This window comes from Erythrobacter sp. MTPC3 (assembly GCF_042854385.1).
In the GTDB taxonomy this organism is placed as follows: domain Bacteria; phylum Pseudomonadota; class Alphaproteobacteria; order Sphingomonadales; family Sphingomonadaceae; genus Erythrobacter.
The window spans coordinates 1-11,070 of record NZ_BTGP01000019.1; the positions used below are offsets into that span (position 1 = coordinate 1).

At 55.3% G+C, this 11,070-nt stretch carries 12 protein-coding genes; 2 read left to right on the top strand and 10 right to left on the bottom strand.

The annotated features are described in order from the left end of the window. Window positions 1–557: 557 nt before the first annotated feature. The 5 genes from ACGHU1_RS16490 to ACGHU1_RS16510 form a co-directional block, all read right to left on the bottom strand. The gene (locus ACGHU1_RS16490; RefSeq protein WP_390588718.1) at window positions 558–926 is read right to left on the bottom strand and encodes a single-stranded DNA-binding protein; all 369 of its coding nucleotides are present in this window, start codon (window positions 924–926) and stop codon (window positions 558–560) included. 271 nt (window positions 927–1,197) lie between these two features. Continuing rightward, a complete protein-coding gene (locus tag ACGHU1_RS16495) occupies window positions 1,198–1,467 on the bottom strand; it encodes a hypothetical protein (RefSeq protein ID WP_390588721.1) in 270 nt (89 codons plus the stop codon). A 128-nt stretch (window positions 1,468–1,595) separates the two neighbouring features. After that, window positions 1,596–2,624 (bottom strand): CBASS cGAMP-activated phospholipase, encoded by a 1,029-nt coding sequence (locus ACGHU1_RS16500; protein WP_390588723.1) that lies wholly within the window; start codon window positions 2,622–2,624, stop codon window positions 1,596–1,598. Beyond that, complete coding sequence (locus ACGHU1_RS16505; protein ID WP_390588726.1) at window positions 2,614–2,859, bottom strand: hypothetical protein; 246 nt, start codon at window positions 2,857–2,859, stop codon at window positions 2,614–2,616. The genes ACGHU1_RS16500 and ACGHU1_RS16505 overlap by 11 nt, the downstream gene beginning before the upstream one ends. 238 nt (window positions 2,860–3,097) lie before the next feature. Beyond that, the gene (locus tag ACGHU1_RS16510; protein ID WP_390588729.1) at window positions 3,098–4,399 is read right to left on the bottom strand and encodes a nucleotidyltransferase; all 1,302 of its coding nucleotides are present in this window, start codon (window positions 4,397–4,399) and stop codon (window positions 3,098–3,100) included. 46 nt (window positions 4,400–4,445) lie between these two features. Here ACGHU1_RS16510 and ACGHU1_RS16515 point away from each other — a divergent pair, with 46 nt between their 5' ends. Together ACGHU1_RS16515 and ACGHU1_RS16520 are read left to right on the top strand one after the other, a co-directional pair. Next, complete coding sequence (locus ACGHU1_RS16515; protein WP_390588732.1) at window positions 4,446–5,507, top strand: XRE family transcriptional regulator; 1,062 nt, start codon at window positions 4,446–4,448, stop codon at window positions 5,505–5,507. Window positions 5,508–5,641: 134 nt separating this feature from the next. Beyond that, the gene (locus tag ACGHU1_RS16520; RefSeq protein WP_390588735.1) at window positions 5,642–6,130 is read left to right on the top strand and encodes a hypothetical protein; all 489 of its coding nucleotides are present in this window, start codon (window positions 5,642–5,644) and stop codon (window positions 6,128–6,130) included. 120 nt (window positions 6,131–6,250) lie between these two features. Here ACGHU1_RS16520 and ACGHU1_RS16525 read toward each other — a convergent pair whose 3' ends face one another. The 5 genes from ACGHU1_RS16525 to ACGHU1_RS16545 all read right to left on the bottom strand — a co-directional run bounded on the left by ACGHU1_RS16525 (window position 6,251) and on the right by ACGHU1_RS16545 (window position 10,836). After that, the gene (locus ACGHU1_RS16525; protein ID WP_390588738.1) at window positions 6,251–7,087 is read right to left on the bottom strand and encodes a transglutaminase family protein; all 837 of its coding nucleotides are present in this window, start codon (window positions 7,085–7,087) and stop codon (window positions 6,251–6,253) included. Between the two features lie 119 nt (window positions 7,088–7,206). Next, window positions 7,207–7,617 carry a hypothetical protein gene (locus ACGHU1_RS16530; RefSeq protein WP_390588740.1) on the bottom strand — a complete coding sequence of 137 codons (411 nt, stop codon included), beginning with the start codon at window positions 7,615–7,617 and terminating at the stop codon, window positions 7,207–7,209. Then, window positions 7,614–8,258: an RHS repeat-associated core domain-containing protein gene (locus ACGHU1_RS16535; protein WP_390588743.1), complete on the bottom strand. Its 645-nt coding sequence runs from the start codon at window positions 8,256–8,258 to the stop codon at window positions 7,614–7,616. Before ACGHU1_RS16535 ends, ACGHU1_RS16530 begins: the two co-directional genes overlap by 4 nt. A gap of 203 nt (window positions 8,259–8,461) precedes the next feature. Then, entirely contained in the window at window positions 8,462–9,640 is a 1,179-nt protein-coding gene (locus ACGHU1_RS16540) for a tyrosine-type recombinase/integrase (protein WP_390588746.1), read from the bottom strand. 23 nt (window positions 9,641–9,663) lie between these two features. Beyond that, window positions 9,664–10,836, bottom strand: coding sequence for a tyrosine-type recombinase/integrase (locus ACGHU1_RS16545; protein ID WP_390588749.1), 1,173 nt, complete (start codon window positions 10,834–10,836; stop codon window positions 9,664–9,666). Window positions 10,837–11,070: the final 234 nt, after the last annotated feature.

The following is an 11,070-nucleotide window of genomic DNA, read 5'->3' on the forward strand; positions in this document are numbered from 1 at the left end:
CTGAGCGGCAACTTCCGGCGTGCGAAATTGCCATCGAGAAAGGCCCTGCGGCCCCTATTGCGCGTATTGGGGACCATATGGCCATCGAATACAACTGAACTGCCACCAAAAGTCGCACAATTCCGGTCACTTGCAGGGCACAGATAACCATCGACGGCTACCGATCTGCCAAGCACTGCATTGAACGCGCGCGCTGATTCTATTGCACTTTTTCCCATATTTATACGGCATGCCGTGTTCGGTGTGCATGCCACACAGGGACTGAAATACTTGTTTCAGACGGCCAGCGCAATCGGTGCATCCAACTGATTCTTGGCGATTATTCGAGAAGGCGCTTGGCCGGACGGCCTTGAGCGGCTTTGCTAATTGGGCCCGATGTTCTGTTTATGTCTCGCGTGGGGACACGTATGGCCACCACAAGCCCCCAAACTGCGTGGGCGGAATCCAAGGCCGAAGCATCATTCCACGGCACAATTTTCGACTTTGAAGGAAGCACAAAAAAGAGGCTCTGCCACCATGTGGCAGAGCCTCGGACAGTCGTTGGATCTTCGGAGGGCTCAGTCTTCGCTTGAGCCGTTCCCGCGCGACAGGAAATCGACCTTATCAGCAAGGATCTCGGTGCCGTATCGGGTGACGCCATCGGCATCGTCCCACTGCGTGTAATGGATGCGGCCCTGGACCGAAACCAGCTGGCCCTTAGAACAGTGTTCGGCGACGGTTTTTGACAGACCGTTGAAGCAGGTCACGCGGTGAAATTCGCTTTCTTTGGCGGTGTATCCGTTCTCATCTTTGTAGGTCTTGCCCTCTGCATTTCTGGCCGGGCGATCGGTGACAACTGTGATCGCCGTGATGCTTGTTCCACTGTTGGTCTGGCGGGTCTCAGGATCGCGTGCGAGGCGGCCTGTGAGGATGGCGATGTTGGTCATTATGATGCTCCTTTTGCGCTTGACCGGAGACCATCTCCGGCTTGCGGACATCCAAGAGAAACAGGTCATGGGAGGACGGCACAGGAGGTCTGCAAGACCGAAGGGAAACGCCGCTCGCAAGGGGTGGTGCGGGCAGGCAGCGCAGCTGCCAACACGGCCCGTAGCGAGCGCGCGTTGCTGACCTCAGCTGAGCTGATTCAGGACTGTTCGCGACAAAAGCCGGATTGGTTTCGGGCACAAGATGGAGGGAGTTCGAGCTTGACCGATCGGGTCAATTTTCTCTCGCCTCTTGAGATGCTGCGAGAAGGTCCATGAAGTTGCGTGTTGCCTCGCGATCATCTTCGTCTTCGAACGCCACATCGAGGTCAGGTGCCACCCCCAGCATATGCAGAAACGACCACAGCGCGAAGCGTTTGCCGCGATCTTGCTCCAGTCCGAAATCAACCCTGCAACGCTCAATGCCAGAGGCCCTAGCTTCCGGGCTTACCGAGGACAGATCGTCCGTTGCGAAATAGCGCTGAAGCAGATCGTCGAGTAGCATTGTGATTGGAGATATCAGCTGACCAAGATTGGGCAAAGCCTTTCGCAGGCAAGCGATGGGATGCTGCGGCTGCTTTGCGCTCCATCCAAGACAGAGCCGTTCGATTCCAGAACTGCTAAAAGCGGACGCTATTGAGAGAAATGCCGCTCGCGAGGCAGTACTACCTCCGCAAAGAATCTTGCGACTAGGTCCCTAGACACGTTGAAGTGCGTGTCTGCCAATGGCGGCAGCGCTGGTATTGCCCTGTCGTAGTCGTCCATTTCGATAGTACCAGTGTCGCCGCCGGGCTCAAATCGAAGGCATCTGTCGGGCCCGAGTAAGAGTTTGGCTTGAGCCGTCGCGTTGTCTGTTGTGAGGAACATCGCCGCCTTGATAGCTTCTCTCCAAGATATTGCACCACCGGTTGCAGCTCGGGCTCTCAATTCAAATGGAGGATTCCCGGTGCCGATGCTTAGGATGTCGATCTGCTCGGGCGATATGTCGTAGGCGCTCAGCACGTCTACTAGAGCAACCATTACAGGGTTATTGGCCCAAACGCCTCCATCTATGAAGATCCGTCCCGAAGGTTCATGTTCATGTCCCTTCAAATAAGTGGGTGCCGCTGATGTCGATCTGGCGACTTCCCAAGCCGGTGTCTTATAGTCGTTCTTGAAGTCACTGTGATGATCGGTCTTGAAAACCGCAATCTCAGTCTTCGGGACCATAAATGCTGGAATGACGACGCGCGTCGAGGCCTCGCCCAACGGCCTATTGCCGAGTCGCCGTTTGAGCGCTTTCTCCAATTCTGCATGGTCAAGGTGCGGGCGAAACAGCCAACTCAGGAAACGCCGCCAGCGGCCAATCCTCGTGCTAGGTAGAGGAGGGAATATCTTCCGTCCGTCCTTAATGTAGAAATCAAGAATTTCTGATGTCGAATAGCCCATCGCAAGCCCCAGCGCGATGATCCCCCCTGTAGATGTCCCAGCTATCATATCGAAGTAGGACGAAAGTGGCCTGCCAGCAGCCAACTCCTCTTCGCATCTCGCAAGAAACTGAGCGCTGTAGATCCCCTTTATCCCTCCGCCATCAAGCGAGAGTATCTTGAAGACTTTGTCCTTCGGCCAAGGCTGGCGCTCCCTGCGAGAAGCTAGACTGGCTGCGCGGCGATCAGTGAACATCGGCGATAACCTCGCGAACAATCTCTGCCTCGGTCTGATTCATCTGCGCGACGGACTCATATCCAACGCCGGGCGCAAGCCATTCACCGCTTACATGCCAAAGCTCATAGTAATGTAGCCACTCGCTTGCCCATCCAATGGTGGTTTCTGCGATCAGGTCAGCGTCACTCCATTCGTGCCCATCGGGGTCGAAAAGGCAAAGGCCAGATTGCCTAGGGTTCTCTGAGTCGAACATTAGATGCGGGATCTCCTCATAAGAACCCCCGCTCCGTGGTTCGATCGTGGGGTCAGCGACCACCACATAGGGCCGATCAATCTTGCCAGGCCACCAAAAGACGTTCACCGCGTAGACCTGCGCACGCGGCTTCAGTGCCCCCTGCCATGTCACAAGGCCGTTCCCATGGCGACGGCCCTGGAACGTCGGCCAAAGACTTCGCATTGCATTCAATTGTGCGTTTGTGGATCGAGCGCCATCAACCATCCGCGGTATCTGCTTTGGTGGGTAAGCGTCCAGGGTGGAAGCGATGTTGGGGTATGGGCCGAGTCTCCGGCTTGGTTGCAGCGATGGCCGGAGCGTATATCGTTCCAGGACCGGGCTGAATGTGCAGTTCTTTGCCCGCAGAGTTCCTCCGATCGTAACGGTCCTTCAGAATGCGACGCTCTTGCTGCCCGATCCGCTCGCCAAAGTACTCATCGATCAATTTCAATATCGCGGCCTGCGAGGAGCAGTTCATCTCTTCGAGAGCCCCTGCCAGCCGATCAAGGTGATTGGCGGCGGTCTTCATGTCGACTTCTGCCTCGGGCCAAGGTCGCGGCCATCGGTCATTGATTTCGTCGGGCGGATAGCTTGGATTCACCTCGCGAGGCACGGTGTGGGATTGTAAATGTCCGCGCAGATTATCGCCGATGGCCTTGGAAAGGGCATAGAGCTGAAGTGCGAGACCACCTTGTACTAGGCCAACGTCTCCGGTGAGTTTTGTGAGCCAAATGGACGGCGGCTTCTTGAGATGTGAGTTGGCGTAGCAGATATTGAGGTAACGCTTGAGCAGCTTGAGAGCGACTGCTTCCTGTGCGTCGATCCGAGAGGGGATCATCGGCGGAAGGGGCACTTGTTCGGCATCAGCCAGTGCACGGCGCTCTGCGTCGTCAAGAAACTTCAACCGGGAACCGCCGGCCGCGTCTCGCGCGGCTTTCAGTCGCGTTTCAAATGAGTTCTCGCCGATGCCAATACGGCTGCGAAACCATGCAGTGAAGCCCCAGGGATTTGAGTCCACCCGATAGGCTTGTCCGATGTCCGGAGAATGAAAGATCTCGCCAGGTCGTTGACCAGCTCGCCTTTCACGTCGGTCCATGACCGTAACGTCCATATGCATGAATGCAAAACGGATCTGTACGCAGCGCGTACACCGTTCAACCTCAATGGCCCCGGGGAAGTCCTTGAGCGTTTCGAACAAGAGATCGAGCGCCATGTTGTCAGGCCAATGAACGGGCACATCAATCTCTACCATCGCATCAACGTCGAAACGGTCGTCATCATCGCCGCTAAGAATTGTGGTGCTGGTCGCGACAGAGCCTTGGGCATAGATCAGGCTCTCGCCATCGACGAGAAACGGTCGCAATGGGCTTGACGGTCGCTCGACATGGTCCTTCAGACGCCGATAACGGTTCTCCAAGATTTCCCTGTCGCGCGGACTAAGCTCGATAAGCACAGCCAGATCGAGCAGAATCTCGTCCAGGGTCGAAGTTTCGGGTTCACGGGCGGGAGCAGTCGCCATTTTTGATTTTTCCTTTCGGGGATGGAGAGGGGTAACTGATACGACCATGAGCGACCGAATGACGGTTCGCGGGCTTCCCTTTGACGGAGATTTGTGCGATTCGTATCATTCGCACACGGTGGGTCAGGTGGGTTTGCGTGTCAAGCGTGTCATCAGCACGGAGTCGGGGATGAGTATAGAAGCGAAGTTAGTTCAGGCAGTTACGGACAAGCGAAAGCGGCAGGGCCTCAGCATACGAGCCCTCTCGGCCCAGGTCGGAATCAGTTTCTCGACACTCGCACGTATCGAGCGTGGCGATGGATCGCCGGACACAAACTCGAAAATACGGTTATTGGAATGGCTTGGAGAGGATGCTGAGAGGCTCGGCGAGGACTTCGAGCGGGTCGCGCAGGTCCACTTCCGAGCAAGAAAGAACGTGCAATCTGGGACAGTCAAATCGCTATTGCGAGCGGCTACTTGCTTGAAGGAGAAGTTTGGTGGGGGCGACGATGATTTGGCCAATGGTCCAGTACCCGTTGCTGAAGCCGAACCCTATCCCGAGCTATCAAAGGACCAGTTGGAAGCTATTGCTTCGAAATTCCGAAGCGATCTTGGTCTTAGCGACACGGACCCGCTTGAGTCCTTAGAAGTTGAAGTGGAGGGAGTAAGTGTCATCCGTCTGACCGATACGGACTGCCTTGATGGGAGGACCTTACGCCGGCTGAGGGACGATGCGTGTTCCGAATGGTCTGCGATGAGCCTACCGATAGATCGTCAGATGGAAAACTGGGTGGTGCTGCTAAATGATGGCCATACTAGCGAACGGCAACGGGTCACGCTGCTCGAGGAGTATTGGCACATCTTGATGGGTCATAAGCTCACAAAGGTGTCACGGATCGCCGAGGCATACGGACGGACTTACGACAGTGCGGAAGAGCACGACGCGTACTATTTGGCATCAGCGTCCCTACTCCCGCGTCATGTTGTCCAAGCAGCAGTATCAAAAGGGATACCCGCTGCAGAGATAGCGGAGCGTTATGGGACTTCGCCAGAGTTGGTTGAGTACCGCATAAAACGACTTGGCTTGTGGCGCGAGCATGTTGGGAAAAAGGTCGGACTTAAGAGGTAATAGCCCAATACTCGGAACCTGGATCTCTTCCCTACGCAAGAGAGTTAGCCGCTAGCTGACCCAAATGTAGAGGCACGATTTTCCACAACGGGCTTAAGTTTGCCAACGCCGGCCCACCTATCCAGATAATCGTTATGGACAACTCATACACTGATACGAGAGATCTCGCGAACTCACTTCGGCCAAGGCTCGGCGGATCTGGTATTGTCGGAATTGATGGCTGGACTGGTGTAGGCAAGACCACGCTTGCGCAGGGATTGGCCCATGAGTTGGATGGCAGCGTTTTTGATCTGGATTGCGCCCTAGCGCATAATCAAGGGGCATATGTCTCAGCTCTTCGCATGGACGAAATCTTAGAAGCTTTAGTCTCCCAGCGTCGGCCACTGATGGTATCCGGAATTTGCTTGCTTGAGGTAATTGAGAAGGCGGGAACGCAGCTCGACGCTAGCGTATACGTCAAACGTATGGCGGCATGGGGATGGGCAGACGAAGACGAATTGGATGGCATCGACTTTGGACTGCCTGGAGCAAGCGGTGAAGCAGTCCGAAAGGAATTGCGCAGCTATCACCAGAGATGGCAGCCACATCTTCACGCTGACTACGAGTTCCAGCGAACCGACTAGCCAGATCTGAAGTCTGAAGCGCCCTGAAATTTGCAGAAAGCGGACGGTCGGCAACCGGCCCAGTTCGAGCCATCGCCCTATGACCGAGATTGGGGGTGGAAACGGACGTTGTGATGGACCCTATTCTATTGGCGTCCAGCCCCATGCCTCCGCCTGTTGGAAAGCTGCGACGTTCCGTCTGGCAAGCATCTGAAAGCGCGGTCTGAGGCTTGGCGGAATTGTCTGCGGATTTGGAAACCGCTCAACAAACTCTGTACGGAGCAACTCACCATGCGCAGAGCCGCGTGTCAGCATCGCATGAACATCTATCGGGTAGTATTCGAGAAGCACGTCAGCAACCGCGATAGCGTCATCATAGCGGCCTTCGCTCATTAGCCATTCGGTAACGGTGCTGGCCATGACAGCAATACTCTCGCGCTTGGTCAGAACTCCGAGGTAGATACCACTATCGACCTGTGCCTGTGTAACGCCCATCTGCTCGAAATACTCGCTCTCGCGGGTGGGGTGGCCTCCGCTCGTAGACTCGATTGCAATGCTGCGCCCGTTGGTCGGATTGGTGTAACGCATGAATAAATGAAGCGGTGCGGTTGAGAGTGATACGTTCAGCCCCAGCCTCTCGGCCACGATAAGCTGCAAGATGGGCATCGACACGCAGTTGCCTCGGCGTGTGTCGAGATATGTCGCGAGGAGCTTGTTGCGTAAGGTTTGGCCATATGGGTCGTCATGGTCGTAGACGAACGGCCTGTTCCCGTTCCATGTGCCCGCCTCGTAAATGACCTGCCGTGCTGCTTTGAGCTTGTCTACGTCACTGCCATTTGCGGCGATGCGGTTAGCGGCATTGGCGAGCTGGTCAATCTCGGCTGTCATTGCCGCCTCGTCCAACTCTGGTGCGATAATCGCATCGAAGGTCAGTTTTGCATTCTCATAGCTTAAATCGACCTCAGGGGCTGACAGCATTTCGCGGACAACCTCGGAAGGTGACTGAGCATGCGCGTCAAAGCCAAACAAAAGTCCGCACAACAATGCAGAAAGAAGCAAAAATTGCCGCAAAGACCTCTCCAACATGCTCAGAGTGACTAGTCGGGGACGGCGAACCTTGAAAGTGGGCTGTAGCTAAACGCGGCGTCTATTTCACCGCTAGATAGCAGTCTGAAAACAACCATGTCGTCAAGGATTCCGGTAAAGCTATAGAAAATATAGAATTTCCCGTCACTCCCAAGCGAAACGCGTTCGAATATAAGAGGATGCCCGTCGCGAGAATATTCCATGCTTGGGTAGCAATCTTCGACTCTTTCCATGGCGGCTTCGATTTCGACGGACTTCTCGGTCTCTTCGACTGTTACATCAGTCTTGAGCGCTTCAACCAAGCCTTTTGGAAATGTGTCGCAGGGATCAGGTGCAGAATCGGGAGCACTGCAGGAAGCAATTGCAATGACTGCACTGAGAGACATCAAACAAAAAAGCCGCTGGGATTGGGCGCTTATCATTGCGCTCTTTCAGGTAATGGTTTCCCATCGTACTCAGTGCGCGTTGGTAGGCCTTGCGCTTCTCGATATTGGTTCTCTATCCGAGATGCATCGATCTCAGCGTTTTTGATTCCAGACTCAGGATCAACAGACAAATCTAGCGTACCTGTTTCTGCCTGGTATGCATGGCCTAAGGTTTCATGTGCAATCAGCGAGCCGACGGTATTCACCGTGCCGTCTGTAAGAGGTGGCTGCCCAGAATTGATCAATGTCGTTGATCCTGTTCCATCACCATTTTGAGCATTATCAAAGTTGTCTGGTTGAAGTTGCGAATTCTCCCGATTGGCAGCAAATCTGACCACATGAACGTTCTCAGATCGAACAAGCGTATTGTAGCGATTGTTCAATTCTTCAGTGCGTGTAGCGGCGCGCTCTATAGCAGCTCTCAAAATGGCGCGCTGTACCTCGGTTCCTTGTATGACGAGTTTCTCACCAGTCGGGTCCACAGCATTTATCGGATCATTAGCAACATAGGCGTAGAGGTTGTGCTGGTCTTCGTACCCTATTGGATCAGTTTGCAAAAATCGCGCCTGTACTGGCGAAGCAGTGACTGCGGTTAGCGCGATTGCCGCTGCTGCGGTGGTGAAAATCGGCTTCTGCAAGACTCATCTCCCCTGATGTTCTTAAGATGTGTAACACATTGGCAAGTAAAAGCCATGACTCAAATGAATCTATTCGCCGCTAAATGCTCGGAGTGATGACTTCAGCGAATTCTTGATGACTTGTGCTCAGAAGCATTACGCGGGATAATCGCAGACAAACGATGACTGAGTTTGGGTCGAAAGCAGATCGTCCGCTTAAAACATTATCGATCCAGCGACATCATCCTTTCAACGGCCGCTCCAACCGTTTCGGCTGCCTCGAATATGTGTCCATCATCCAGATGCGCATAGCGCGAGGTTGATTGGATTTGACGGTGTCCGAGCAACTTGCCGATCATCGGCAGCGCTTCCTTGTTCATTGCTGCATGACTGGCAAAGGTGTGTCTCAGATCATGCAGGCGTACTCCGGACAGCCCGGCTTGCGCCTGCATCAACCGCCAATGAGCGTCATAAGACCTGACAGGCTTTTGTGCGCCAGAACTCCAAAAAACCCATTCGATACCTTCGTGACGTGGCAAATCCTGAAGGAGCCCCTGCGCTTCGGCTCCAAGCCAGACCGTTCGGGGGCCGGTCTTAGCTTGGCGCAGCTTGATGCGCCGCCCTTTGATGTCACCCCAATGCAGCCCAAGGATCTCCCCGCGCCTGCAGCCGGTCAAGAGCAACAAGGTCGTCGCCGATGCGCTCAGCCGTTGCATGACATCCTCCGATTGCCGCCACTCGGCCAAAACACAGCCAAGTCGATTCAGCTCTTTGATGCTGAGATAGCGTTCAAACTTTTTACGCTTGTTCCTGCGCACCGCGCGGCAAGGATTGGTGTGGTCAAGACGGTAACCCCAGTCCTCCGCCTTGTTGAGCATGAGGTTCAGTATGCCGAGCACCATATTGGCGGCACCGGGCGGCGCTTCGTCGTTGAGCCGCGCGAACCATTCGGTGACATGCTCCTCATCAATCTCGTCGATCCCAAGACCGGGGAAACAGCCGTCGAGATAAAGGCGACGATAGTACATATTTACCGAAAGAGTTTTATCTGCCCAGCGGCCCGACCACTTGTCCCAAAATTCATTGAGGAAATCCTGGAACAGCGGCGCGCCTTTGACGCGCTGTTTGGTCGAAGCCGGATCGCCGCCCACGCGAGCGTGTGCCAGAACCAACCGCGCCACTTTCGCCGCCTGAGCTACGGACAGAACAGCGGTGGACCCAATCGTCACAGTGCGATTTCTTCCACCCATCCGCGCCTGAACGATGTAGACTGATCGGCCATTGGGATAGTGCCGCAAGCCGAACCCCGGCTCGATTCCAAGCCACTCGGTCGCACGCTGGCGCCCTTTGGGACGGCGTCGCTGTTTGGGATCAAACCCGATCTCAGCAAGCGCGTCATCCACGACTTCGTTCAGAGTGCGCGCGTTCATCGGCTCACTCCAATCGCTTGCGCCAGAAATCCCGAGACGCGCTGCGCCGCATCGGCGATGTGATCGTCTGCGAGATGCGCGTAGCGCGCGGTCGTTTCCGGGAGCACGTGCCCGAGCAGAGTTCCAATCGTTGCCAGCGGCACATTCTGTGCGATCGCGACCGAAGCAAAGCTGTGACGCAGGTCATGAATGCGGACATCGGGCAAGGCGCATTGCCTGCGAAACGTCGCCCACCAGCGTTGGATAGTGATTGGTTTGGTGAGCGATGCGTTCGGAAACACGAACGGGCAGCCCTTGATGCGCTTGACGCCCTTCAAGACCGCAATCGCCTGAGCGTTGAGATAGATCACCTTGGGCCCCGTCTTGCTGTCGGGCAGCATAAGGCGCGGTGGCCTGACCCAAGCCCACTGAAGATCGCGGATTTCGGAAATTCGCGCACCAGTGAAAAGCAAAAGCCGGATGATCGCCACTTGCGCCGGGAACTCCGCTTTCGCTTCGGCCAGCTCGCGTCCCAAACGTCGGAATTCCTTTGACGTGAGATAACGCTCAAGCAGCCGCGTTTTGTAGCGCGGAATTCCCCGGCATGGATTGGACCCTTTCGGCGTGATCTTGAGCGCTTCAGCGTATTGGAACAGCGACGAGAGAACCGGCACGGAACGGTTGAACTTGCACGCATTCGCCCCCGAGCATCCATCGCGCCAGCGAACGATATCTTCGCGCGTGATTGACGCTACGCGGCATGGCCCGAATTCGGGCATAAGCATGTTTGTCCAAGCGTGCCAATTGCGCCCCACCGTCGATGGCTTCCACCCACGTGCAATGTCGCGCCAATAGGTCTCGACGAACTCGGCAAAGGTCGGTGACCTGGTGGGCTTGCGCTGACGCGGAAGACCGTCGAGCGCGGCTTCAACAAGCACCTTCTTGGCCTGCTTGCGTGCCGTCACGGCATCGATCTCGCTGACACTGCCGAGCATGATCCGACGACTTCTCCCACGGCGTCTTGGTCGCACAAACCAAAAGGCTTTTCCGTTGGACCTTACGCGTATACCGAATCCGGGAAGCTTGGTGTCGTGGATCGCATACTCACTTCCGCTAGGAGGCAGTTTGCGGCGCATGAAATTTCCGTTGAGATGCGCTCTGAGTGTCTTGCGTTTCGCTTGTTGAACCATGGTGCCACGCCCTTGTGATAGGGTGCTGCCCAACCGCTCGAATGTGAGCGATTTTCGGGACAGGCATGGCAGACAAGAGGCCTAAAACCGAAAGCGGGGACACGATGATTCGTCTGAACGAAATCACTTTATTTCAATGGTTTAGTCCTCAAAACTACGGAGAATCCGTGTTCGGTGTGCTTAGTCAATAGGGACTGAGATTCATTTGAACGATGCCGCCACGAACCGCTCCAA